At 61.5% G+C, this 25,891-nt stretch carries 20 protein-coding genes and 2 tRNA genes; 9 read left to right on the top strand and 13 right to left on the bottom strand.

What is annotated here, in order from left to right; all coding sequences use genetic code 11:
• Positions 1-185 precede the first annotated feature (185 nt).
• Positions 186-548 (top strand): NUDIX hydrolase, encoded by a 363-nt coding sequence (locus DTP52_RS15900; RefSeq protein ID WP_109754208.1) that lies wholly within the window; start codon positions 186-188, stop codon positions 546-548.
• 233 nt (positions 549-781) lie between these two features.
• On the opposite strand, the gene DTP52_RS15905 is transcribed toward DTP52_RS15900, so the two are convergent.
• Both DTP52_RS15905 and DTP52_RS15910 read right to left on the bottom strand, forming a co-directional pair.
• Positions 782-868 (bottom strand) — tRNA-Leu (locus DTP52_RS15905).
• Positions 869-1,062: 194 nt separating this feature from the next.
• Positions 1,063-1,136 (bottom strand) — tRNA-Cys (locus DTP52_RS15910).
• 282 nt (positions 1,137-1,418) lie between these two features.
• On the opposite strand from DTP52_RS15910, the gene DTP52_RS15915 reads away from it, so the two are divergent.
• From DTP52_RS15915 to DTP52_RS15955, 8 genes are all read left to right on the top strand, one after another.
• Positions 1,419-2,651 (top strand): MFS transporter, encoded by a 1,233-nt coding sequence (locus tag DTP52_RS15915; RefSeq protein WP_109754209.1) that lies wholly within the window; start codon positions 1,419-1,421, stop codon positions 2,649-2,651.
• 118 nt (positions 2,652-2,769) lie between these two features.
• Complete coding sequence (locus DTP52_RS15920; RefSeq protein ID WP_109754210.1) at positions 2,770-3,285, top strand: sigma-70 family RNA polymerase sigma factor; 516 nt, start codon at positions 2,770-2,772, stop codon at positions 3,283-3,285.
• Positions 3,286-4,251 carry a FecR domain-containing protein gene (locus DTP52_RS15925; RefSeq protein WP_109754211.1) on the top strand — a complete coding sequence of 322 codons (966 nt, stop codon included), beginning with the start codon at positions 3,286-3,288 and terminating at the stop codon, positions 4,249-4,251. It abuts the gene before it with no gap.
• An 89-nt stretch (positions 4,252-4,340) separates the two neighbouring features.
• Complete coding sequence (locus DTP52_RS15930; RefSeq protein WP_109754212.1) at positions 4,341-6,776, top strand: TonB-dependent receptor; 2,436 nt, start codon at positions 4,341-4,343, stop codon at positions 6,774-6,776.
• Between the two features lie 62 nt (positions 6,777-6,838).
• On the top strand, positions 6,839-8,017 hold the full coding sequence (locus DTP52_RS15935; protein ID WP_109754213.1) for an ABC transporter substrate-binding protein: 1,179 nt from the start codon (positions 6,839-6,841) through the stop codon (positions 8,015-8,017).
• A complete protein-coding gene (locus DTP52_RS15940) occupies positions 8,014-9,072 on the top strand; it encodes an iron ABC transporter permease (protein ID WP_109754214.1) in 1,059 nt (352 codons plus the stop codon). The genes DTP52_RS15935 and DTP52_RS15940 overlap by 4 nt, the downstream gene beginning before the upstream one ends.
• On the top strand, positions 9,066-9,821 hold the full coding sequence (locus DTP52_RS15945; protein WP_109754215.1) for an ABC transporter ATP-binding protein: 756 nt from the start codon (positions 9,066-9,068) through the stop codon (positions 9,819-9,821). The genes DTP52_RS15940 and DTP52_RS15945 overlap by 7 nt, the downstream gene beginning before the upstream one ends.
• 266 nt (positions 9,822-10,087) lie before the next feature.
• Positions 10,088-10,867 (top strand): TSUP family transporter, encoded by a 780-nt coding sequence (locus tag DTP52_RS15955; RefSeq protein ID WP_109754216.1) that lies wholly within the window; start codon positions 10,088-10,090, stop codon positions 10,865-10,867.
• On the opposite strand, the gene nudC is transcribed toward DTP52_RS15955, so the two are convergent.
• The 11 genes from nudC to DTP52_RS16015 form a co-directional block, all read right to left on the bottom strand.
• Positions 10,835-11,665 (bottom strand): NAD(+) diphosphatase, encoded by an 831-nt coding sequence (gene nudC / locus DTP52_RS15960; protein WP_109754217.1) that lies wholly within the window; start codon positions 11,663-11,665, stop codon positions 10,835-10,837. The two genes, DTP52_RS15955 and nudC, sit on opposite strands and share 33 nt — an antisense overlap.
• A 6-nt stretch (positions 11,666-11,671) precedes the next feature.
• Positions 11,672-12,484: a crotonase/enoyl-CoA hydratase family protein gene (locus DTP52_RS15965; RefSeq protein ID WP_109754218.1), complete on the bottom strand. Its 813-nt coding sequence runs from the start codon at positions 12,482-12,484 to the stop codon at positions 11,672-11,674.
• A 292-nt stretch (positions 12,485-12,776) separates the two neighbouring features.
• Entirely contained in the window at positions 12,777-14,252 is a 1,476-nt protein-coding gene (locus DTP52_RS15970) for an efflux transporter outer membrane subunit (protein ID WP_109754219.1), read from the bottom strand.
• Positions 14,249-17,353, bottom strand: a complete 3,105-nt coding sequence (locus DTP52_RS15975; protein WP_109754220.1) for an efflux RND transporter permease subunit — start codon at positions 17,351-17,353, stop codon at positions 14,249-14,251. Before DTP52_RS15975 ends, DTP52_RS15970 begins: the two co-directional genes overlap by 4 nt.
• Positions 17,354-17,531: 178 nt before the next feature.
• Positions 17,532-20,627: an MdtB/MuxB family multidrug efflux RND transporter permease subunit gene (locus tag DTP52_RS15985; protein WP_109754222.1), complete on the bottom strand. Its 3,096-nt coding sequence runs from the start codon at positions 20,625-20,627 to the stop codon at positions 17,532-17,534.
• Positions 20,624-21,940 carry an MdtA/MuxA family multidrug efflux RND transporter periplasmic adaptor subunit gene (locus tag DTP52_RS15990; RefSeq protein ID WP_109754223.1) on the bottom strand — a complete coding sequence of 439 codons (1,317 nt, stop codon included), beginning with the start codon at positions 21,938-21,940 and terminating at the stop codon, positions 20,624-20,626. Before DTP52_RS15990 ends, DTP52_RS15985 begins: the two co-directional genes overlap by 4 nt.
• A gap of 191 nt (positions 21,941-22,131) precedes the next feature.
• On the bottom strand, positions 22,132-22,632 hold the full coding sequence (tpx, locus tag DTP52_RS15995; protein WP_109754224.1) for a thiol peroxidase: 501 nt from the start codon (positions 22,630-22,632) through the stop codon (positions 22,132-22,134).
• Between the two features lie 125 nt (positions 22,633-22,757).
• Positions 22,758-23,429, bottom strand: a complete 672-nt coding sequence (locus tag DTP52_RS16000) for a DUF3313 domain-containing protein (protein ID WP_109754225.1) — start codon at positions 23,427-23,429, stop codon at positions 22,758-22,760.
• A 117-nt stretch (positions 23,430-23,546) separates the two neighbouring features.
• Positions 23,547-24,041, bottom strand: a complete 495-nt coding sequence (locus DTP52_RS16005) for a hypothetical protein (RefSeq protein WP_109754226.1) — start codon at positions 24,039-24,041, stop codon at positions 23,547-23,549.
• A 97-nt stretch (positions 24,042-24,138) separates the two neighbouring features.
• Positions 24,139-24,636, bottom strand: a complete 498-nt coding sequence (locus DTP52_RS16010) for a GNAT family N-acetyltransferase (protein ID WP_109754227.1) — start codon at positions 24,634-24,636, stop codon at positions 24,139-24,141.
• A gap of 133 nt (positions 24,637-24,769) precedes the next feature.
• Positions 24,770-25,750: a LysR family transcriptional regulator gene (locus DTP52_RS16015; RefSeq protein WP_109754228.1), complete on the bottom strand. Its 981-nt coding sequence runs from the start codon at positions 25,748-25,750 to the stop codon at positions 24,770-24,772.
• Between the last annotated feature and the right edge of the window lie 141 nt (positions 25,751-25,891).

Below are 25,891 nucleotides of genomic sequence, written 5' to 3' on the forward strand. Positions count from 1 at the left end.
CTGGTGGTCGGACAGATGGGATGGGTCGATGACTGCCTCAAATGAGCCCAGTCTTTCTCGCGCCGTCGCGGTCGTACTGGATAAGACATTGAAAAAATCGACAGTTTGAGCAAAGCCAATTGATGCCAGGCTCAAATATTGCAGTTATATTTCACTTTAATGACAGTCACTGATTGAGCACGGCCATGAAAATTCGAGCGACCGTCATTTGCGAGGAAAATCGTCATATCTTGCTGGTTCGCAAAGCCAATAGCCGCTGGATGCTGCCGGGCGGTAGCGTCGAACGCGGCGAGACCCATGCTGGGGCAGCCATTCGGGAATTGGCCGAAGAAACTGGCCTGGACGTCGAGAACCTGCTCTACCTGATGCGAATCAGTGACGGGCAAACCGAGCATCACGTATTCGAAGCGTCAGTCAGCGATTCGACGGCGGCCAGGCCACAGAACGAAATCAGCGATTGCCTCTGGCACCCGCTGGATGCCATCACCCAACTGCAAATGAAAAAGGGCACGCGGGATATCCTCGAGGCGTTTCGCCGGCGATTGTGACGAGTCGGTACAAGCCGTGCTGATACAGAAGAGGCTACATGATAAATATCATGGTCAAGGGATTCGCGTATTAGGCAGGGCTTGGACAGCAGGTAACGCTTGAGCACTCACCCGCTAATCGCAATGCCGAGTGCAGAGGCTCCGGAGGCAGGACTCCGTTTCTTCGGTAGTTTCAGAAGCCGTAACGAACAAGGGTTTGCATTAGCTTTCGCTCGCAAACCCTTGATTTTAGATGGTGCCCGAAGCCGGAATCGAACCGGCACGCCCTTACGAGCGGGGGATTTTAAGTCCCATGCGTCTACCAGTTTCGCCATTCGGGCGGTAGCGCGGTTAGCCATGGGAGCGTCGGCAAAATCCAATCGCCGAAGCCCTGGCTGGTGCAGCAAGAGGGGGGAATATATACATCCCTCCCCTGTGAAGCAAGGTAGCTCGCGCCCTTTTCAACACAAAACCTTTCAATGCTTCGAAAATAAAAAAGCTCCGTAAATCATAGATCTACAGAGCTTTTTAAAAGTGGAGGCCGAAGTCGGAATCGAACCGGCGTAGGTGGATTTGCAATCCACTGCATAACCATTTTGCTATTCGGCCTCAAGACGTTTGATGCAATGCAGCCACATCAACCGCGTACAAACCTGATCTGGAAACAGAACCTCTTTGAAGCGCTATCCCCTTGAAAACATTGAGATTTTTTACATCTCAGTGCGTTCGATGGGCGCAATTATGTACTCATTTGCCTAGACTGACAACCCCTTGATTTCAAAAAAAAATCGTCGATTGTTCGGCTTCCGGAGGAACCTGCTGCATTTTTTTCTTGCTCAGATCCACGCACTGTCGGATAAGACACAGCCTTCCGCCTCTGCGAGTCTGTCCATGCCCCGTGTTGGTATCCCCCAGGGTTCAAGCGTTCGCTTGCTGATTTATCTGTTGTTTGCGATCCAGCTGGTTTCCATGGGTGCAATGGAGATGAGCGGGCCGTTCTGGCCTGTTCACCTGCGACAACTGACCAGCAACGACGCGCTGTTCAGCTTCGCCAGCACGGCGGTGTATGTCGGTCCGATGCTGGGCATCATCCTGACCAGTGCTTTCTGGGGCCGTATCGGTGATCGCTACGGCCATAAACTGATGATGATCCGGGCACTGGCCGGGTTGTCCCTGACCCAGCTTGGCCTGGCGCTATGCGGCGATATCTGGGTGATCCTGGTCCTGCGCTTCCTGCAAGGTGCGTTCGCCGGTTATATCGCCCCCGCCCAGGCCTACGGCGTGAGCATCGAGGCGCCATCGCGGCGGGCCAGGCTGTTTGCCATCCTGCAGATTTCCACCAATGTCGGCTCGCTGCTGGGGGCGGTGGCGGGCGGGCTGATCCTGGATCATGCCACGTTTTTCTGGATCAACATCGTGGCCTCGGGCCTGTGCGCAGTGTGCACCGTGGTCGCGGCGTTGACGCTGCCTGACGTAGCGCCTGTCGGGAAGACAACCGCAGCCGGCAGCGTTCCGTCCGCACCCTCGCGTCCCGGGCTATACAACCCGTTGACAGTATCGCTGCTGGGCATCATGGGGCTTCTGTTGCTGGCGCGAATGCTCCCGCAGACTTCGTTTTCGCTGTATGTGAGTTCGACCTTCGACGTCAGCAATGCCCTGGTGGGGCTTTGCTATGGCCTGCTGGCCCTGGGCTTCATCCTGTGCGCAACCACCTGGTCACGCTACTTCGAGCAGCGCAACCCGACACAGACGCTGCGAGCCATCACCGCCATCGTGATCGCTTGCATGACCCTGACCGCCATGGCCGGCCTGACACGTCAGCCGTTGGTCTTCGCCATTGTCTACTTCGCCTGGGGCGTCCTCTTGGGCGCAACTACACCGGTGCTGACCGCACTCATCTCCAAAAGCACCGACAATAGCCGCCAGGGTCAGGTGCTGGGACTCGCCCAGGGCGTTTCGCAAACGGCGTCCATCATCGGCATTTCCCTGGGGGCCTTGCTCAGCCAGGTCTATGGCCTTCAATACACCTACCTCTATGTCAGCATTGCCTACGGCGTGGTGCTGTTGCCCTTGGTGCTGCTGCGCTACAGGCCGGTCGGGGTGCCGGACCAGGCAAGCGAATAGCGATTCGCACAACCCTGCCCCAGCACAATTGCTCATTGCCTCAAGATCGATCTTGCGTGCCGACGAGCGCCTCCACTAATATTGGGAATAATTCTCACTATCAAAAATATAAACAGCCATGAGCGATCCGGGTTCAGCGACCAACGATTGTCATCTGCGCACCGTCGCAGACCTCTACAGCGGACACCATGGCTGGTTGTACGCCCGACTCTACCGCAAACTGGGCAATGCGCTGGATGCCGCAGACCTGGCGCATGACACCTTCATCCGTATCCTCGCCTCGAAGGTCGCGGTCATCGAAGAGCCACGCGCGTACCTCAGCTGCGTGGCCGGTGGCATCCTGGTCAACTGGTTCCAGCGCAAGGCCTTGGAGCGTGCCTATCTGCAGGCACTGGCGCTGCTGCCCGAACCCGAAGCGCCCTCGCCGGAACGCCGCCTGCTGGTGCTGGAAACCCTGCATGAAATCGATGCCATGCTCGACACCCTCCCCGGGCCGGTCAAACGCGCATTTCTGTTATCGCAAATCAGCGGCTTGAAATACAACGACATCGCCCATCAGTTGGGAGTCTCGCTGATTACGGTCAAGCGCTACATGAAGCAGGCCTTCCTGCACTGCCTGATGTGGGTGGACTGAATGCCTGCTCGCGATAGTCATGCCGTCGATCCCGCCATCCTCAATGAAGCAGCCGACTGGCTGATGCGCCTGAGCGAAGGCAGTGTCAACGACACCGAGCGCCTGGAATGGGAACGCTGGCGCAACAGCAGCCCGGCGCACCGCCAGGCCTGGGCGCGGGCGGAATTGTTGTTGAGCAAACTGCAAGGCTTGCCACCGGCCCTGGCCATGCCGGCGCTGGACCGTCCCAGCAACCCCGAGCGCCGTGCCGCCATGGGCAAACTGGCGACCTTGCTCGCGCTGGCGCCACTGGCCTGGGGCAGTTGGAAGCTCAACGACTGGCAGAACTGGACCGCCGACTACCGCGCGCCCGTGGGCGAGCGTCGCGACCTGACATTGACCGATGGTACTCGCGTGACGTTGAACACCGACACCGCCATCGATGTGTATTTCGATCAGCGCCAGCGCCTGTTGCTGTTGCGCCGCGGCGAAATACTGATCCAGACCGCACCGGACCCGTCGCCTGTCGCCCGGCCATTCAGGGTGGAAACCCACGAGGGCCGGATGCAGGCGCTCGGCACGCGTTTCAGTGTGCGCGAAGAGCGCGGGCACACCCGCCTCGCCGTGCTCGAGGGCGCAGTCAGTATCCACCTCAAAGGCATTGGTGAGAAAGTCGTCGAGGCCGGTCAGAGCAGTGGTTTTACAGCGTTCGCCATTGACGGGTTGAAACCTGTCGATAAATCGGTGCTGGCCTGGACCCAAGGCATGCTGATGGCCGACAACATGCGCCTGGCCGATTTCATTGGCGAACTGGCCCGCTATCGCAACGGCGTCCTGCGTTGCGACCCGGCCATTGCCGACCTGCGGATTTCCGGTGCCTTCCCCGTCAGCGACACTCAACGAACCCTGAACATGCTCGCCCGGACTTACCCCATCCGCGTCACTTCGCGCCTGGGCGACTACTGGGTCATGTTGACGCCGGCGTGAACCCAAAAAAAATAATCGTGCGAGGGTGATACTTTTTTCGATCCTGGCTGGCTAGAGAACAAAACCCCTCTGAACAGGATCATCAAGCCATGCCCGTTGCCCGCCCCCTGCGCTCGGATCGCACGCTGAATCTGGCGATTCGCAGTGCAATGCTCGGCCTTGCACTTTCGACCTTAAGCCCAGGCAGTTGGGCCGCACCGGGCGCGCCGCTGGACAGCATCGCCAGCCAGTCCTACAACATTCAACCCGGCCCCCTGGGGCCAACCCTCTCGACGTTCGCCGTGCAGGCCGGCATCGCCCTGTCGTTCGAACCGTCCCTGACCCAGGGCCTGGACAGCCCGGGCCTGTCCGGCCAGTTCACCGCGCGCGAAGCGTTTGCCCGGCTGCTGGCCGGCAGCGGTCTGGATCTTGTGGCTCGCGACGATAGCAGCTACACCTTGCAAAAACGCAGCACCGACGGCGGACTGACCCTGGCGCCAACCACCGTCAGCGCCACCGAAGCCCGCCCCGGTGATTTGCCGGCCGCCTACAGTGGCGGTCAGGTCGCCCGTGGCGGTCGTGTAGGCCTGTTGGGCAACAAGGACCTGATGGACACACCGTTCAGTGTGAGCAACTACACCTCGGCCCTGATGAAAGACCAACAAGCCGTGACCGTCGCCGACGTGCTGGAGCGTGATTCCTCGGTGCGTTCCACTGGCCAGACCGGCGGCATCGTCGATTCGTTTTTCATTCGCGGTTTTCCCGTGGGCGAAGGCAACCTTGGGGAACTGGCGTTCGACGGTGTATACGGCGTGGCCCCCAACTATCGGGTGTTCACCGAGTACGCCGAACGCATTGAGGTGATCAAGGGCCCGGCCGCCCTGCTCTACGGCATGTCGCCCAACAGCGGTGTCGGCGGTGTCATCAATATCGTCCCCAAACGTTCACTGGACGAAGACTTGACCCGCGTGACCGCCAATTACGCCATGGACTCGCAAGTGGGTGGACACGTCGATATCAGCCGTCGCTTCGGCGAGGAACGGCGCTTTGGCGTGCGGATCAATGGCAGTCTCCAGGGCGGCGACACGGCGATCGACAAACAGTCGCGGGATGTCGGTATCGGCTCGATCTCCCTGGATTACCAGGGCGACCGATTCAGGACCAGCCTGGACCTGATCAGCCAGGAAGAACAGTGGGACGCGCCGTCCCGACCGTTTCAGATCGCGAACGGTGTCGAGGTACCGTCGGCCGCCAACGGACGCAGCAACGTGACCCAGGAATGGGGCTGGTCGAAGACCCGTGATAAATCGGCGTTGCTCAGCGGGGAATATGACCTGAGCGACAGCCTGACGGTATTTGGCCACGCCGGGGGCGGCAAGTCCGATGTAGCAAGGCTGTCGGACCAGACCCCCACAATTATCAATAGCGCCGGGGATACCCGATCGACGCCCGGTTACTACAAGTTCGAAGTGGAGCGCTACACCGTGGACGCGGGGGCCCGGGCTCGCTTCGAAACCGGTCCGGTCAGCCACAGCACCACGCTGCAGGTCAGTCGCTACCGCGATGAATTGCGCAGGGGGATCAATTCCGGAACCCCTGTATTGTCGAACATTTACCACCCGGTGGAGCGCGACAAACCCTCCATTGCTTCCCCCGACGTACTGAAAATTTCCGACACCGAACTGTCTGGTGTCGCCCTCGCCGATACCCTGTCGATCCTCGACGAGCGTGTCCAGGTGACCTTGGGCCTGCGCAAGCAAAGCATCGAATCGAACAACTACAACGCCGCTGGCGCGGTCACCACTGCGTATGACGAAAGCGAAACCACACCGTTGTTCGGTGCGGTGATCAAGCCTTGGGAACATGTGTCGTTCTATTACAACTACATCGAAGGCCTGAGCAAGGGTGATACCGCGCCTGCGAATGCAAGCAACTCCGGTGAAATATTCAAGCCCTATATCTCCCGCCAGCAGGAAGTTGGGGTCAAGGTCGACTACGGCACCTTCACCTCGACCCTGGCACTGTTCCAGGTCAAGAAGCCCGCCGGCGAGCTGACTAACAACGCAGCAAACAGTGTGTATTCGGTCCAAGGCGAACAACGCAACCGTGGCATCGAACTGAACATGTTCGGTGAACTGCGCGAAGGCACTCGCCTGTTGGGTGGCGTCACATTGCTGGACGGCGAACTGACCAAAAGCGGCACCGCCGCCAATCGCGGCAACAAGCCGGTCGGCGTACCCGAAGTGCAGGCCAACCTCTGGGCCGAGTGGGATACGCCATGGGTCCAGGGCGTGACCCTCACCGGCGGCGCGATCTACACCGGCAGCCAGTACGTCGACCAGGCCAACACCCGCGAACTCGATCCTTGGACGCGCTTCGACGCGGGCGCTCGCTACAGCACCGTGCTCGAGGGCCGGCCGACGACTTTCCGTGCCACGGTGCAGAACGTCTTCGACCGCGAGTACTGGTCCGGTGTGGCCTCCTACGGTGCGTTCTCCCAAGGGGCACCGCGCACCTTGCTGCTCTCGGCCACGGTCGACTTCTGAGCTTTCCGGGCCCGGCAGCGCGTACACCGCGCTGTCGGCCCGGGCCATCAAAGGTTAAAACGATGTTATCCAGACCTCGAAAACGCCCGTCGCTCATCGCTGTGCTGCTGGGCGCCATGACCCTGCTACTGAGCGGTTTCGCCTGTTCAGGCACCACACCGGACACCACGCCAAGAACCACTGTCACCGATCTGCTGGGCCGCCAGGTCCAAGTGCGCATTCCCGTACGCCGGGTGATCCTCGGTGAAGGCCGTCAACTGTATCTGGTGGCGGCCCTCGACACCGCCAACCCGATCCAGCGCATCGTTGGCTGGCGCAAGGATTTGATCCAGTCCGACCCGGACACCTACGGCGCTTACCTGCAGCGTTATCCGGACATTGCCAAAATCCCGACCTTCGGCGGTTTCGAAGACGGCACCTTCGACATCGAGCAAGCGATCAGCCAACAGCCGGACGTCATCATCCTCAACATCGAAGCCCAGCATGCCACCGAGGACGCCCGCTACATCGAAAAGCTCGACGCCCTTGGTATCCCGGTGGTGTATGTGGATTTTCGCAACAACCCGATGCAGAACACCGAGCCGACCATGCGCCTGTTCGGCCAGTTGTTCGGCGAAGAAGCCCGCGCCGAGGCGTTCATTGCCTTTAGCCAGCAACAGATCCGCCGTGTCACCGATGTGATCGAGGCCCGCCAACCGCCCAGGCCCAAGGTCTTCATCGAACGCATCGGCGGCTACACCGACGACTGCTGCCTGAGTTTTGGCAATGAAAATTTCGGCCGTTTCGTCGAGCTGGCCGGCGGTCACAACATCGCCGGCACCATCATCCCCAACACCTTTGGCCAGTTGAACCCCGAACAGGTGATCGTCGCCGACCCGGATCAGGTGGTGGTCACCAGCGCAAACTGGCAAGCCTTCGCCCCTGGCGGACATTGGGTTGGTGTCGGGCCCGGTGCCGATCTGGTCGAGGCACGGCGCAAACTGCAATGGTTCACCCAGCGCCCCGCCTACGCCGGAATCAAGGCCCAGCAAACCCAGGGGTTTCACGCCATCTGGCATCAGTTCTACAACAGTCCTTACCAGTTCATCGCCATCCAGCAACTGGCCAAGTGGTTCCACCCGGATCTGTTCGCCGAACTGGACCCCGACGCCACGTTTCGTGAGTTCCACCAGCGATTTCTGCCGGTGCCCTACGAACCGGGCTATTTCGTCAGCCTCAAGCCCGCGCAGGCCCAGCCATGAACGGCCCTATCGATCACCTCGCCCTTGGCACGATCTACCGCGCGCAGGTCTGGCGTAAACGGCTGATTCTGGTCGGCCTGGGGGCGTTGCTGCTGTTCAGCGTGCTGCTGGATCTGGCCCTCGGCCCGGCCAGTTATGGCTTGGACGAAGTACTGGGGGCGCTGTTCGCACCTGAGTCCGCCGCGCCCCAGGTACGGGTGGTAATGTGGGACATTCGCCTGCCGGTGGCGCTGATGGCGGTAGCGGTTGGCGCGGCGTTGTCCCTGGCCGGCGCACAGATGCAGACCATCCTCAACAACCCATTGGCCAGCCCGTTCACCCTGGGCATCTCTGCTGCGGCCAGTTTTGGCGCGGCCCTGGGGCTGGCGTTCGGCGTGGCACTGGTGCCGGTGATCGCTCAATACATGGTGCCGCTCAACGCCTTTGTCATGGCGATGCTCTCGGCGCTGCTGATTCATGTGTTGAGTCTGCGTCGCGGCATGACCAGCGAAACCATCGTTCTGTTGGGCATCGCCCTGGTATTCACCTTCAATGCCCTGCTGGCGCTGGTGCAGTTCTTCGCCACTGAGCAAGCCGTCGCTGCGGTGGTGTTCTGGACCATGGGCAGCCTGACCAAGGCCACCTGGCCGAAACTGGGGGTGATCTGCCTGGTGATCCTTGTCACCTTGCCGATTTTCGCCCGTCGCGCCTGGGCCATGACCGCCCTGCGCCTGGGGGATGAGAAGGCCGCGAGCTTCGGCATCAATGTGCGCAAGTTGCGTTTGCAGACCCTGGTCATGGTCAGTCTGCTGGCCTCATTTCCAGTGGCGTTTGTCGGCACCATCGGCTTCATCGGCCTGGTGGGGCCGCACATTGCGCGGATGCTGATCGGTGAAGACCAGCGCTTTTTCCTGCCCGCCTCATTGCTGACCGGTGCCTTGATCCTGTCGGCCAGTTCGGTGGTGAGTAAAACCTTGATACCGGGCGCAATCTTTCCTATCGGGGTGGTCACGTCACTGATCGGCGTGCCGTTTTTCATCTCTCTCATTCTTGGCGGGAAGAAACAGTCATGGTGACGATTGAACTGGCAGGCCTCGGCGCCCGTTATGGTGGTCGCTCGATCCTCGATGCAATCAATACTCCGGTTCTCTGCGGTGGTGAAGTGGTGGCGGTGGTTGGCCCCAACGCGGCCGGAAAATCGACGCTGTTCAAACGCATCGCCGGCCTGATCGAGGGCCCCGGCCAGGTGCGGTTGGAAGGTTCGCGCAAAGGCCCGGCGGGCATCTGCTACATGCCGCAGAACCTCAACGTCAGTGCGCGGCTGACGGTCTATGAATCGGTGCTGCTGGCCCGCAAGCAACAGGCCCCGGGCTGGGCCGTACAAACCGATGAGCTGGCGGCGGTGGACCGCATCCTCGAATCCCTTGGCATCAGCGAGCTGTCGTTTCGCAACCTCGGTGAATTGAGCGGCGGGCAGCAGCAACTGGTGTCCATCGCCCAGACACTGGTGCGCGAACCCGAGGTCTTGCTGATGGATGAACCCACCAGTGCCCTGGACATGCACCGTCAGGTCCAGGTCCTGACCTTCATGCGCGCCCTCGCCCGTCAACATGGAATCATCGTATTCATCGCCATCCACGACCTGAACCAGGCATTGCGCTTTGCTGATCAGGTACTGGTCATCGCTCAAGGCACCCTGCAAGGCAGTGGTCCGATTGACGACGTCATCACCGAGCAGATGCTGCGCACGGTGTACCGGGTCCAGGCGCGAATCGAGCGCTGCTCGCGGGGTGAGCGGCATATCATTGTCGATGATGTGGTTTGAAGGCTGTAACCGAACTCTGTGGCGAGGGGATTTATCCCCGCTGGGCTGCGCAGCAGCCCCTAAACCAGGCAACTCGGTGTGCCAGGAAGATTGGGTTCATTGCTTCAGGGCTGCTACGCAGCCCAACGGGGATAAATCCCCTCGCCACGGATTTTGCATGGCGTGCAAGGGCTGGGCATGATCGGGCAGTCGCAGCCGTGCACCATAATGGGTAACATACCGGCCTTCCCCGCAGCCCTTCTGCGACCTGCCAAATAAGTCATTCCATGCCTTTCGAACTCAGTGTTGACCTCACTACCCTCGCTATCCTCGCCATTGTCGCGTTCATTGCCGGTTTCATCGATGCCATCGCCGGTGGCGGTGGCCTGTTGACCACGCCGGCGCTGTTGACCGCTGGCCTGCCGCCACATCTGGTGCTGGGCACCAACAAGCTCAGTTCGACCTTCGGCTCGGCCACGGCCAGTTTCACCTTCTACAAGCGCAAGCTGTTCCATCCCCGCCAGTGGACCCATGCCCTCGTCGGCACGTTGGTGGGCGCCTTGACCGGCGCCATCGTCGCCCATTACCTGCCTGCCGAATGGCTGAACAAGATGCTGCCCGTGATCGTCTTCGCCTGCGGCCTGTACCTTTTGTTCGGTGGCACGCCCAAGGCGCCACTGGACAGCGACGCGCCGATCAAGAAAACGTGGCAATCGCCCCAGGGCTTCAGCCTGGGTTTCTATGACGGCGTGGCTGGACCGGGCACGGGGGCGTTCTGGACGGTCAGCAGCCTGCTGCTCTACCCCATCGACCTGGTCAAGGCGAGTGGCGTGGCTCGCAGCATGAACTTCGTCAGCAACATCGCGGCGCTGTCGGTGTTCATCTTCTCGGGGCAGGTGGACTGGGTCATCGGCCTGAGCATGGGCCTGTCGGTGATGGTCGGTGCGTTCTTCGGTGCTCGCACCGCCATCAGCGGCGGCGCGAAGTTCATCCGACCGGTGTTCATCACCGTGGTGCTGGGCTTGACCGTACGCCTAGCCTGGCAGCACTGGTTCAGCATGGCCTAGGCGCCGCGCCACGTAGACGTCGATCAGGTAACGAGCGATGGAACGCGAGGCCGGCAACGGTGGCAGGTCGTGGACGTTGAACCACTGGGCGTCCTCGATTTCATCTTCCTGGGGCACGATGTCGCCACTGGCATATTCGGCATGAAAACCCAGCATCATCGAATGGGGGAACGGCCAGCACTGGCTGCCCATGTACTGGATGTTCTTCACCTCGATGCTGACCTCCTCGCGAACCTCGCGAATCAAGCAATCCTCGGCCGATTCGCCCGGTTCGGCAAACCCGGCCAGGGTGCTGTAGACGCCGGTGACGAAACGCGGCGAACGGGCCAGCAGGACTTCATCGCCGCGGGTGATCAACACAATCATGCTCGGTGAGATCCGCGGGTAATGCCGCAGATCACACACATCGCAATACATCGCCCGCTCCAGCGGAATCTGCCCCATGCGCTTGCCGCAACTGCCACAGAAACGATGCTCCCGGGCCCAGGTGCCGATCTGTGCGGCGTAGCCCAGCACTTTGTACAGCGTGTGGTCATCCTCGAGCATGAAGGCCCGCAGGCCTTTCCAGTTGCAACCGGGGATGTCCAGCGGGCTGTGCAATTCCAGTAGGTAGACCGGCTCGCCATCCAGGTGGCCGATACCGTGTTCGGCAAGGATCGACAGGTCCTGGCGCTTGAGCCATTCGCGGGGAAACAACGCGCCGTTGTCATCGAACAGGAAGCCTTCCGGGCTACGGGCCACGGCCCAGCCGCCAGGAAGATCGGTATCGAGTACTGCGGTGGTCCAGCGTGAAATCATGGTCAGTCAATCCAGAAATTCGGGTTTCTGTTTGCTCATATGGGCAGCCATGGCCACGCGCAGGTCGGTCGATTGCAACATGGCGGCGTTCCAGGTAGCGACGTATTCCAGGCCGTCGCCGATGCTATGGTCGCGCATGTAGCTGATCATTTCCTTGGTGCCCGTCACGGCAATCGGCGACTTGGCGGCGATTTCCCGGGCGATGCCCATCACGCCGTCGAGCAGGCTGGCGGTGTCACTGTAGACACGATTGACAAGGCCGATGCTGCGTGCTTCGTCGGCACCGAAGGTGCGCCCCGTATAAGCGAGTTCACGCAGCATGCCGTCCCCGATGATCCGGGGCAAGCGTTGCAATGTGCCAACATCGGCGGCCATGCCGATATCGATCTCCTTGATGGAAAACTGCGCGTCCTCGGCGGCATAACGCATGTCACACGCGGCAATCAGGTCGATGGCACCGCCCAGGCAATAACCCTGGATGGCCGCGAGCACCGGCTTGCGGCAATTGTCCACGGCGTTGAACGAGGCTTGCAGTTGCAGGATCTTGCGCCGCAGCAACCGTGCATTGCGTCCTACGTCCTTGCCCAGCTCGTTGGCCACGCCTGCCAACATCATCAGGTCGATCCCTGAGGAGAAATGCTTGCCGGCACCGCTGAGCACCACTACCCGCACGGCGTCGGTGTCGTCGATCCATTGGAAAATCTCGATGATCTCGCTCCAGAACGCGGCATTCATCGAATTGATCTTTTCCGGGCGATTGATCTGCACATGGGCGATGTTGTCTGCAAGTTCGACGTTGAACGCTTGGTATTGCGACATGGCAGTTATCCTTTACCGACTGAAAGAGGCCTGAACTATAACAAGCCATGGCGACAGGACGTAGGCAGTGCATCGGCCAAAAGCGGGACTGACCGGCGACCAAGCAAAGGCGCACCTGTATAAGGGGATTTATCTGTGAAGGCTTCACCTGTGGCGAGGGGATTTATCCCCGCTGGGGTGCGAAGCGCCCCCCTTATCCGGCCTGACACACCGCAGTGGCAGTAGTATTTGGGCTGCTGCGCAGCCCAGCGGGGATAAATCCCCTCGCCACAGGGACTTGCTTCACCCTGGCTTATTCATCCGCCTGCAACTGCCCATCCCACCCACCACCCAACGCCGCAATCAACTGCACGCTGGCAATCAGCCGACTTTGTTGCAGGCTCAGCATGCTGCGTTCGTTGCTCAGCGCGGTGGCCTGGACGGTCACCACATCGAGGTAGGCGATCAACCCGGCCTTGTACTGGTTCTGGGTCAGGCGCAGGGATTCCCGGGCGGCGTCCAGGGCTTCCTGGCGCACGCGGGCTTCGTCTTCCAGCACCTTGAGCTGAATCATGTAGTTTTCCACCTCGCGCAAGCCGTCGAGCACGGTCTGGCGATAGGTGGCGACGGTCTGGTCGTAAGCCGCGACGGTACGGTCGACCTCTGCCGAACGCTGGCCGCCATCGAACAGCGTCATCGCCAGTTGCGGCCCTACCGACCAGAAGCGGTTCGGCACGCTCACCCAATTGTCGTAGGTACTGCTGCTATAGCCACCGCTGAGACTCAGGGTCAGGTCCGGGTAGTACGCTGCCTTCGCTACACCGATGTTGGCGTTGGCGGCCATCACCGAGCGTTCTGCCGAGGCGATGTCCGGCCGGCGTTCGAGCAGTTGCGATGGCAATGCCACCGGGATCTGCGGGAGTGACGGAATGTCCTGGGTTTCGGCCAGGCTGAACTCGGCCGGCGGCAAGCCGATCAGCACAGCGATGGCGTTCTCGAACTGGGCCCGTTGCCAGATCAGGTCGATCAGGTCGCCCTGGGTGGTCTTGAGCTGGTTTTGCGCCTGGGCCACCGCGTCCTTGCCGGACACCCCGGCGCGGTACTGGTTTTCGGTCATTTTCAGCGAGCGCTGATAGTTGTCGACGGTGGTCTGCAACAAGCGCTTCTGCTCATCGATCACCCGCAACTGCAAGTAATTCTGCACCAGTTCCGATTGCTGGCTCAGGCGCATCGCCGCCAGGTCGGCGAAACTGGCTTGCGCGCTCGCCTCGTCGGCTTCCAGGGTCCGGCGCAACTTGCCCCACACGTCCGCCTCCCAACTGACGCCCGCCTGGGCGCTGTAGGTGTCGCGAATGCCGCTGGACGAACTGCTCAGGCTCGAACTGCTGCTACCAGTGCCCTGGCTGGAGCGCGTCTTGCCAACGGTCAAGTCCACGGTCGGGAAAAATGCGCCACGGGCGTTGCGCACCAGTGCCCGGGCCTGCCGGTACTGGGCGTCGGCCTGGGCCACGGTCTGGTTGGACGCATTGAGCTTGTCCACCAGGCCATTGAGTTGCGCATCGCCGTAGAGCTCCCACCAGGCGCCGCGGGCCAGCGCATCGCTGGGGTTGGCCTGGCGCCAACCTTGGGCCTCCTTGTATTGCACCGGGGCGGCGGCCTGGGGACGTTGGTAATCCGGGCCGATGGCGCAGGCGCTGAGCATCGCCACACACAGCGCCAGGCTCAGCACCCGCGAGCCACGGGCGGTCGCCAGCGCCGCGGCAAGATTGAAAGGCGAACGGTCGGTCATAGCGGAGTTTCCAGGGCAGCATCAGTGCGCACGCCGCGCCAGCGATTGAAGCGATGGCGCAACTTGTCGAGATAAAGGTAAACCACCGGCGTGGTGTAAAGCGTCAGTACCTGGCTGAACACCAACCCACCGATGATGGTCAGGCCTAGCGGCTGGCGCATTTCCGAGCCTTCGGCGGCGCCGAGCAGCAGCGGCAAGGCACCCAGGATCGCCGCCAGCGTGGTCATCAGGATCGGCCGCAACCGCAGCAGGCAGGCGCTGCGGATCGACTCCAGCGGCGTCTGCCCGGCACGTTCCAGTTGCAACGCCAGATCGATCATCAGGATGGCGTTTTTCTTCACCACGCCGATCAGCAGGAACAGCCCCAACAGCGAAATAAGGCTGAACTCGCTGCCCAGTGCATAGATCGACAGCAATGCACCGACCCCGGCCGATGGCAAGGTGGACAGGATGGTCAACGGATGGATGTAGCTTTCATACAGCACCCCCAGCACCAGATACACCGCCAGCAACGCCCCGAGGATCATGAACGGCTGGCTCTTCTGGGTGGCGGCGAACGCATCGGCGGTACCGGCCATTTTCGCAATGACGTCCTCGGGCATCCCCAGCTTGGCGATTGCCCGCTCGATGGCCGCGGTGCCCTGCTCCACCGTGACACCTTCGGCCATGTCGAAGGAAATGCCCTCGGACGCAAACTGGCCTTCATGGCTGACCCGGTCGTCTTCCAGGCTGTTCTCGTAATGGGCAATGGCCGACAGCGGCACCCGCGCGCCGTCGGCGGTGATCACCTGGACCTGTTCGAGGGTACTCGGGTCCTGGGCGTACTTGGGATTGACCTCCATCACCACCTGGTACTGGTTGAGGCTGTCATAGATGGTGGAAATCTGCCGCTGGCTGTAGGCGTTGTTGAGCACGGCGGTGACCATGTCCATGTCGATGCCCAGGCGCTTGGCCTGGTCGCGGTCCACCACCAGCGTCACCTGTTGCGCCCCGCCGCCGTCGCGGGCGTCGATGGCGGTCAGCTCCGGCAAGGCGCGGAAGGCCGCCACGACTTTGGGGTACCAGGTGCGCAGCGTTGCCAGGTCGGCGCTTTGCAGGATGTAGGAATACTGCGAAGTGGTCTGCTCGCGACCGCCACCGAACTGCAGGTCCTGGTCGGCCATCAACATCAGTTGAGCGCCGGGGACCTTGGGCATTTCCTTACGAAGGCGCTCGATGACCTTTTGTGCAGAAATGTTACGCTCTTTGATCGGCTTGAGGCGCACCAGCATGAAGGCGTTGTTGGTGCCGTTGTTGCCACCGATGAAACCGGCGACGCTCTGCACCGCCTCGTCCTTGAGCACGGCGCGACGGAAAATTTCCATCTTCGGCTGCATCACGTTGAACGACAGCCCATCGTCGCCCCGCACGAAACCGATCAGTTGGCCGGTGTCCTGCTGTGGCATGAAAGTTTTCGGCACCACCACGTACAAAGCGACGTTCACGCCGATGGTCACCAGCAGGCTCAGCAGGGTCAGGCGTCGATGGCGCAGCACCCAGTCCAGGCTGGTGGCGTAACCACGGACCATCCGCTCATTGAGGCGCTGGCTCCAGCGTTGCAGGCGGTTTTCCTGTCCCGGCACGTGGGGCTTGAGCCAGCGAGCACAGAGCATCGGCGTGAGGGTCAGCGAGACCACCAGCGAAACCACTATGGACGCCGCCAGGGTGATGGAGAATTCGCGGAACAGGCTCTCGATGATCCCGCCCATGAACAGGATCGACAGGAACACCGCCACCAGCGAGACGTTCATCGACAACAGGGTAAAGCCCACTTCCTCGGCGCCCCGATAGGCGGCCTTCATCGGCGGCACGCCTTCGTCGATGTGCCGGGAAATGTTCTCCAGCACCACGATGGCATCGTCCACCACCAGCCCGGTCGCCAGGATCAACGCCATCAACGACAGGTTGTTCAGGGAGAAACCGTACAGGTACATCACCGCAAACGTGCCCACCAGCGACACCGGCACGGCCAGGGTCGGGATCAGTGAGGCGCGGAAATTGCCGAGGAACAGGAACACCACCAGCACCACCAGGGCGACGGCGATCAGCAGGGTCATTTCCGCTTCATGCAGGGTGGCCTTGATCACTGGCGAGCGGTCCATGGCCAGGTTCAGCTTGACGCTGGCCGGCAGCACGGCCTGCAAGGCCGGCAATTGTGCCTTGATCTCGTTGACCGTCTCGATGATGTTGGCCCCGGCCTGGCGATTGATCACCAGCAGCACGGCGGCATCGTCGTTGAAGAAACCGCTGTTGTAGCGATCCTCGACGCTGTCGGTGACTTTCGCCACGTCCTTGAGCCGCAGCACCGAGCCGTCCTGGTAGCGGATGACCAGCGTTTCGTAGTCCTTGGCCTTTTCCAACTGATCGTTGGCCTGGACCTGCCACATGCGCCGGTCGTCCTCCACCGAGCCCTTGGGCCGGCGTACGTTGCTGTCGGCGATGGCGGTGCGCACATCGTCCAGGGCCACGCCGTACTGATTGAGCAACTGGGGCTCCAGCTCGATGCGCACCGCCGGCAACGAGCTGCCGCCAATCTGCACCTCGCCGACACCTGACACCTGGGACAGGCTCTGGGACAGGATGGTGGACGCCAGGTCATAGAGCTGGCCTTTTTCCAATACATCCGAGGTCAGCGACAGCACCATGATCGGTGCCTGGGACGGGTTGACCTTCTTATAGGTCGGCATACTGCGCATGCCACTGGGCAACAGGTTGCGCGAAGCATTGATCGCTGCCTGTACCTCCCGGGCAGCACCGTTGATGTCACGGTCCAGGTCGAATTGCAGGATCACCCGGGTCGAGCCCTGGCTGGAACGGCTGCTCATGGTATTGACCCCGGCGATGGCACCGAAGGATCGCTCCAGCGGGGTCGCCACTGTGGAAGCCATCACTTCGGGGCTGGCCCCGGGCAAGTTGGCCTGGACCACGATCACCGGGAAATCCATCTGCGGCAGCGGTGAAACCGGCAGCAGGCCGAAGCACACGCCACCGAGGAGCATGATGGCGAAACTCAGGAGCATGGTCGCCACCGGGCGCTTGATGAAGGGGCCGGACAAGTTCATCGGCCACCGCTCCAGGCTTCAAGCCGCTGGATACAAGAGACGGCTAGGCTGTTGTGGCGAGGGGATTTATCCCCGCTTGAGTGCGCAGCACTCACCAAAGGGGCTGCTACGCAGCCCAACGGGGATAAATCCCCTCGCCACAAAAAGCGCTCAAGTTCCAGGATGCCGGGCGCCGCCGTCATACCCGCACCTCTTTCCCTTCCGGTCGGGCAAACCGCCGCCCCAAACGGTCGAAATACAGGTAGATCACCGGCGTGGTGAACAACGTCAACACCTGGCTCACCAACAACCCACCCACCATCACCAAACCCAGGGGCTGGCGCAGTTCGGCACCGGAACCGGTGGCGAACATCAGCGGTATCGCACCGAACAGGGCCGCCAGAGTGGTCATCAGGATCGGACGGAAGCGCAGCAACGCCGCCTGGTAGATCGCCGTCTGCGGGTCCATGCCCTGGTTACGCTCGGCGTCGAGGGCGAAGTCGATCATCATGATCGCGTTCTTCTTGACGATGCCGATCAACAGGATGATGCCGATGATCGCGATCATGCCCAGGTCATTGCCACTGAGGATCAACGCCAGCAAGGCGCCAATGGCCGCCGAGGGCAGTGTGGAAAGAATGGTGATCGGGTGGATGTAGCTTTCGTACAGCACGCCCAGGACGATGTACATGGTCACCACCGCCGCCAGGATCAGCAACAGGGTACTCGACAACGACGCCTGGAACGCCTGGGCCGCGCCCTGGAACTCGGTCTGCACGCCCAACGGCATGCCGATGTCGTGCTGGACCTTCTCGATCAAATCCACCGCGTGCCCCAGGGCCACGCCCGGCGCGAGGTTGAACGACATCATCACTGCCGGAAACTGGCCAATGTGGGCAATCGCCAGTTGCGCCTGGCGTTCTTCGACCCGGGCCAGGCTCGACAACCGCACCTGCCCGCCATCGGTGGTCTTGACGTGAATCTGGTCCAGCGCCTGCGGTCCGATCCGCTCTCCGGCCTGGGCTTGCAGCACCACTCGGTACTGGCTGGCCTGGGTGTAGATGGTGGAAATCTGCCGCTGGCCGAAGGCGTCATACAACGCATCGGTGATGTTCGACACCGAGACGCCCAGGCGTGAAGCCGCGTCGCGGTCGATCACCAGGTAAACCTGCAAGCCCTTGTCCTGCAGGTCGCTGGCCACATCGGTCAGTTCCGGCTGCTGGGCCAGGGCCTCGACCAGCCGACCGCTCCAGAGGCTGAGCAATTCGGCGTCCGGCGAGGACAGGCTGAACTGGTACTGGGTACGACTGACCCGATCCTCGATGGTCAGGTCCTGGACCGGTTGCATGAACAGGCGGATGCCCACCAGGCGATCCAATTGCGGTTGCAAGCGGGCAATGATCTCGCTGGCGCTGTCGTCCCGTTCACTGTGGGGCTTGAGGTTGATCAGCAGGCGGCCGCTATTGAGCGTGGCATTGTCGCCGTCCACACCGATATAGGACGACAGGCTCTCCACCGCCGGGTCGGCGAGGATCACTTTCGCCAGTTGCTGCTGGCGCTCGCTCATGGCGGCAAAGGATATCGATTGCGGTGCCTCGGAAATGCCCTGGATCACGCCGGTGTCCTGCACCGGAAAGAAGCCCTTGGGCACGGCCAGGTACAGCACCACCGTCAGTACCAGGCTAGCCACCGCCACCAGCAGAGTCAGTGGCTGATGCTTGAGCACCCACTGCAACTTGCGGCCGTAGGCGGCAATCAGCCAGTCGATCCAGGCACCGCTGGCGCGATAGAAGCGGCCCTGCTCTTCTGCCTTGGGCTCGCGCTTGAGCAAGCGGGCGCACATCATCGGCGTCAGGGTCAGGGACACCACCAGGGAAATCAGGATCGCCACCGCCAGCGTGATGGCAAACTCGCGGAACAAGCGCCCCACCACATCGGCCATGAACAACAGAGGGATCAGCACGGCGATCAGCGACAGGGTCAGGGAAATCAGCGTGAAACCGATCTGCTTCGCGCCCTTGAGCGCGGCCTGCAACGGGCTGTCGCCCTCTTCGATGAAGCGGGCGATGTTCTCCAGCATCACGATGGCATCGTCCACCACGAAACCGGCGGCGATGGTCAGGGCCATCAGGGTCAGGTTGTTGATGGAGAAACCGGCCAGGTACATCACGCCAAAGGTGCCGATCAGCGACAGCGGCACAGCCACCGACGGAATGATCGTGGCACTGACCCGGCGCAGGAACAGGAACGTCACCATGACCACCAGGGCGATGGCGATCAGCAACTCATGCTGCACGTCGGTGACCGAAGCGCGGATGGTCTGGGTGCGGTCGGTCAGCACGGTGACATCCAGGCCGGCCGGCAGGTTGTCGGTGATGCTCGGCAGCAGGGCCTTGATCCGGTCCACGACCTCGATGACATTGGCCCCCGGCTGGCGCTGGATGTTCAGCAGCACGGCCTGGTTTTCATTGGCCCAGGCGGCGAGTCGTTCGTTTTCGGCGCCGTCGACGATCTGTGCCACATCCTTGAGCCGCAACGGCGCGCCGTTGGCGTAGGCCAGGATCAGTTCGGCGTAGTCCTTGGGCGAGGTCAACTGGTCGTTGGCGTCGAGCATCGAGACCCGGGTCGGGCCGTCGAAGTTGCCCTTGGGCTGGTTGACGTTGGAAGCACCGATCAGCGTGCGCACATCCGCCAGGTTCAGGCCGTTGGCCGCCAGGGCCTCGGGATTGACCTTGATTCGCACGGCCTGGCGCTGGCCACCGGCGATGGTGACCATGCCGACCCCACTGATCTGGGCGATTTTCTGCGCCATGCGGGTGTCCACCAAGTCATTGAGCTTGGGCAGCAGCATGGTCTTGGAGGTGATCGCCAGGGTCAGCACCGGGGTATCGGCCGGGTTGACCTTGTTGTACACCGGCGGTGCCGGCAGGTCCTTGGGCAGCAGGTTGGTGGCGGCGTTGATCGCAGCCTGCACCTGCTGCTCGGCGACGTCCATGTTGATGTCGAGGTTGAAGCGCAGGGTAATCACCGACGCGCCACCGGAACTGGTGGAGGCCATTTGCGTCAGGCCCGGCATCTGCCCGAACTGCCGTTCCAGGGGCGCGGTGACCGCGCTGGTCATCACATCGGGACTGGCGCCCGGGTACAAGGTCATCACACGGATGGTCGGATAATCGACCTGGGGCAATGCCGACACCGGTAGCAGCCGATAGGCGATCAGGCCGGCCAGGATGATCGCCAGCATGCTCAGGGTGGTGGCGACCGGGCGAAGGATGAACAGCCGCGAGAGATTCATGCGCCGCCCTTTTTCGCCTTGTCGACCGTGGCCGGCTCAGTGGGTGCCGCTGCGGACTTGCCCTGCAGGTGCTCGGTCGGCGTGGTGGGCACTTCCTGGCTGTCACTGACCACTTCCACTTCACTGCCTTCCTTCAAGCGATCGGTGCCTTCGAGCACCACCCGGTCGCCGGCGGCCAGGCCTTCGGTGACCACGGTGTTCGCACCGTCGCTGGCGCCAATCTTCAATTTCTTGATGGTGACCTTCTTGTCGCCCTCCAAGGCATAGACGAAGGTGCCATTGGTACCGAACTGGATGGCCGCCGTCGGCGCCAGGGTCACGCCTTTGAGGGTATCGGCCAGCAGGCGCACATTGACGAATTGGTTGGGGAACAGCGACTGGTCGCGGTTCTCGTAGCGAGCCTTGAACTTCAAGGTACCGGTGGTGACATCGATCTGGTTGTCCAGGCTTTGCAGCACGCCGCTGGCCTGGAGCTTCACGTCGCCGCGGTCCCAGGCTTCGACGGGCAGTTTCGCCCCGCTGCGGTAACGGGCGAGCACCGTGTCGAGGTTGTTCTCCGGCAGGGTGAATACCACGCTGATGGGTTGGGTCTGGGTAATGACCGCCAGGGCCGTGGTGTCGTTGGCTGCCACCAGGTTGCCGATGTCCAGTTGGCGCAGGCCCACGCGGCCGGTGATCGGCGCGCGGATCCTGGTGAATTCCAGGTTGAGCTTGGCGTCGTTGACCGCCGCCTGATTGGTCTTGACCGTGCCCTGGTACTGGCCCACCAGCGCCGCGGCGGTGTCGAGGGTCTGCTTGGCGATACTGTCTTCGGCGTACAGGCCGCGATACCGCTCAAGGTCTACCTGGGCATTTTTCAACTGGGCCTGGTTCTGCAACAGCGTGCCTTCGGCCTGGAGCAAGGCGTTCTGGTACGGACGTGGGTCGATCTCGGCCAGCAAGTCCCCGGCCTTGACCATTTGTCCCTCTTCAAAGGCGATCTTGACCAGTTCGCCACCCACGCGGCTGCGCACGTTGATGGTATTGAGGGCCGTGACCGTGCCCAGCGCCTTGAAGTACAGCGGGAAATCCCCGCTCACCACCGGCGCCACCCGAACCGGGATCGGCCCCGTCGCGCCACCGAACCCTGGCCGCATGCCACCGGAGCGCCCCACGTGCCCCGCCGCGGCCTTCTCCCCTGCTCCTGGTTTCTGGGCCGGGCCACCGGGCCAGAACTTCCAGGCCAGCGCCGCGACGACCAATACGATGAACAGGCCGAACAGCCAGCGACGGGAATTGCGGGATACAGAGGATTGCATGGAGTGATCAACCATTGGGCGCGTGGACTTCTTTTACAGGAGGCTGAACGATAAGCACTGGCGGGTGTTTAGCAAAGCGCCTTTACCGGCAATTTACGTTGGGCTTACCTGATGAATCGTCGGCTAAGACCTTGAAGCACAAAAGAAAACGGCCTGGACAGGGCCAGGCCGTTAACAATTGTAATAAAGACCTTATTTCATTCCGCTTATTTCAGAACAGCCAGGGCCGCGTCATAGTTCGGCTCTTCAGCGATTTCCTTGACCAGTTCGCTGTGCAGCACGGTGTCATTTTCGTCCAGCACCACCACGGCACGGGCGGTCAGGCCTTTGAGCGGGCCATCGGCAATTTCCACGCCGTAGTTGCGGATGAATTCGGCACCGCGCAGCGTCGACAGGTTCTGGACGTTTTCCAGGCCTTCGGCGCCGCAGAAACGTGCCTGGGCGAACGGCAGGTCGGCAGAGATGCACAGCACCACGGTGTTGTTCAGCTCATTGGCCTGGGCGTTGAACTTGCGCACGGAGGTGGCGCAGGTCGGGGTGTCGACGCTAGGGAAAATGTTCAGCACTTTGCGCTTGCCGGCAAAGCTCGCCAGGGAAACGTCGGACAGATTGCCGGCCACCAGGGAAAAGGCTGGTGCCTTGGAACCGGCTTGTGGCAATTGGCCGTTGACTTGGACTGGGTTGCCTTTGAGGGTGACTGTAGCCATGAACGGATTCCTTCTGACAGGTTTGAAAAAGGTGAAGGCCGGAGTTAACCATGAAATGGAGCTGCGACCTATGCCCGGACATAAAAAGACATGACGTCACCAGCGCCCACTGCAGACATCCGTGGCTATTTAGCCTTGAGCTTCAGGAACGACTGATGCAAATCCGACGCCCAGCCATCGATGACCCCTTTGACGTCCTCGGGCTTCATGACCTGGGACTCGTTGGACAACGGTTTGCCCGTCCCTTTGCGCACCACCTGGGCGACCACCGCGTTGTTGCCACCGTCGATAAAAACCGCTTCGGTACCCAGGGTGGTTTCCTGGTCGCGAATGCCACTGGCAGTGCTGACAGCGGCCGCCACCAGCGCAATCGGGATCACCTCATAAGGTTTCAAGCCTTCGGTCTTGCTGCCGACAGCCGTGATGGCCGCCCGCATCACCAATACACCCGGCCCTGGACTGGTCGCCAGGGGCAAGGATTTCCCCGCTTCGCGCTTCAGGGCCTGATCGTAATAGGCGGTGATGCCGTACAGCGTGGCCGCGGGGATCTTCACGGTCGGCTGCGGCTTGGGATAAAGCTGCGTCGGCTCGATATAGAGGTGGGTGTACTTGCCCGGATCAATCTTCGGATCGACCCAACGCATGACCTCGGCCCCCGACGGCGACTTTTCTTCCTTGAGCCGGCTGTAATCGCCCAGGAACCCGGAATACTCATCCGGCTGGGTAACTTTGCTAGAGCAACCCGCCAAAGCGAGCGAGGCAATGCAAACAGTGCCGATCATCGACGAAAACTTCATGCTGTCACTCCTGTAAGCCACACGAGGCGGGGCCGGAACTACAGGTATAGCCAATGAGCCATTTTTTGCCTGCCCTGGAAGAAGGTCGATGACGATGAGGTTCCTCGCCACACACCGTCAGCCTCGATCGCGCGGTATCAGGCTCTGTAATTGTTGTGCGAGAAAGTCTGCGTCGAAAGCGAACGTGTCGGGGTCTTTCAATCCATTGGTCCGCCGCCATTGCCATTGCACCGATGGTGGCTGGCAAACCAAGGAAATGCTCCCATGGCGGGTCGAGGCCAGCCCCATGATCGACAAGGAAACCAGCCCACCCACGCCCATCACATCCGGCACGAACTCCACCGGTTTACCGGTAATGGTCAAGGTCAGTTTTTCAGTCTTGAAACCGGACGTCTCTACCGGAACGCTCGGCCCGTGAGCCACATAGCTCTCACGATTCAACGTCAACAGGTCGGGTGCCAGGACTGGCGCCAACCATTGCCCGATTTGTTCGTACAAAGCCTTGATCTGTTCTGACCACACCAATGACTGGGCCTGATGCTGTTGTTTTTTGTGCGCTTCGCTGTCTGCGTAGTGACGAAGCATCTCGCCCAATTGCCGTATATCGTCCATGGGCTGTTCCTCTATCAAGGCATGCTGCGGAGCTGGATGATGACAGGTTCAAGAGGCCGGCGTACGCAAAAGCCCGTTTACCTGAACAGCCAGTCCTTCAACGCAGCCGCGCCATGGCCAGGGTGTCCACCCAGCGCCCGTCACGCACGGCATAGTCGCGCATCAACCCTTCGGTTTCGAAACCGAACTTGCGGTACAGCCCGATGGCCGCGTCATTGTCGGCGTACACCGTCAACTCGACTCGCCGCAGGTTCATCCAGTTGTCCGCGACATCCAGCGCGGCAGCCAGCAGCATGGAACCTACGCCCTTGCCCTGCCAGGCGACAGCCACGCCCATGCCGAGGCTGCCGCAATGGGCCCGACGCACCCGCGAAAACTGCTCCAGCCCCAGGTTGCCGATGACTTCGCCCGCGTGCAGGGCCACCAGTTTCAACAAGCGCTCGTCATCCATCACCAGGCGTTTGCGCCAGGTTTCAGTGGACTGGAAAGGCATCTGCAGCACCTGGCGCGTCACCGCCGGGTCGTTGTAGAGCGCGGTGACTCCGGCGATGTGGGCTTCGGTGAAGCGTTCGAGGGTGATCGAAGACTCGGACATGGGGGCTCCTTCCTGGAGGCGCGACAAGGCCGAGCACTATAAGCCGCGTCAAGCTGTGGGGAAACCTGCCCCCAACAAAAGCCCTGGGGTGGTTGCGAGGCAAGCTCCCACAGGGGGCTACACTCAGTTTCGGTTATGCCTGGAACCAATCCCGACGCTCATCCAGCGTGTGCTGGATCAATTCACGCAGCATCTGCACCTCCGGCGAGCCTTCGGTCTGAGTATTGACGGCCATCCACAAGTGCCGCTGCATCGACAGGCCGAATATTTCCGGCAACGCCACCAGGCCTCGGTCGAAGCGGCTCATGTACTGTGGCAACAGGCCGATGCAGGCGCTGCAGCGAATCATTTCCAGCATCAGTTCGTAGGATTGCACCTGCACCACACCGGCACGGCGTTGTTCTATCAAGGCGTTCCACGGGGCGAAGCAGTCCACGTGTCGGTCCGCCTGCCATTGCACCAGCATGTAGTCATTCAGGTCGTCCAGGCAATCCGGGCGCGTGGCCGCTCGTGAGTAGCGCTTGGCGATGTGTGGCACATAGTCCAGCCGCGCCAGTCGATCCGCTGGCAACGTGGCGAAGCTCGGCCCTGGCGCCGCCCCATGGGTATCGCTCAACCAGAGCACCAGATCGGCACTGACGGCTTGCAGCGCCAGTTCACTGTCCAGGGTGATGATCTGCAATCGCACGCTGGCGTTGCGCCGCAGCAACGAAATCAAGTCGCGCCCCAGGATGTCATGCAGAATCGACTCGGCCACGGCCAGGCGAATCAAGGGCTGATCGTTCAGTGGCGGCGCGCTTTCGTGAGCCAGGGCGATCAAGCGCGCCTGCAACTGCCGGCCTTCGCGGCTGAGGGTCAAGGCGCTGCCCTGGAAGCTGAACAACGAGCGCTGCAAGCGCGTCTCCAACTGCGCCAACTGCTTGCGCAGCCAGGTCGCCTTGACGTTGAGACTGCGGGCCGCTTGCATGAAGCAGCCGCAACGGGCACTGACCAGGAAACACTGCGCCACCTGCGGTTCGATACCACTGGCCATTGCCAACCAGGGGGCGGGGGCATGCAACGGTGTGCGGTATGCGGTGACAGCCTGGCGTCCTGCGGGCTCGATGAAGGTCATGGGTGACTCCCTGTCGGTTGTACGAATACGGTGGAGCTGCGCGACGTTCCAGATACAGCGCGGCTCCCTGTGGCGAGGGGGTTATCTGTGGGAGCAAGCTTTGCTCCCACAGATAAATCCCCTCGCCACAAAAGATGTTCA

The sequence above is a fragment of the Pseudomonas sp. 43mfcvi1.1 genome, assembly GCF_900115935.1.
In the GTDB taxonomy this organism is placed as follows: Bacteria; Pseudomonadota; Gammaproteobacteria; order Pseudomonadales; family Pseudomonadaceae; genus Aquipseudomonas; species Aquipseudomonas bijieensis.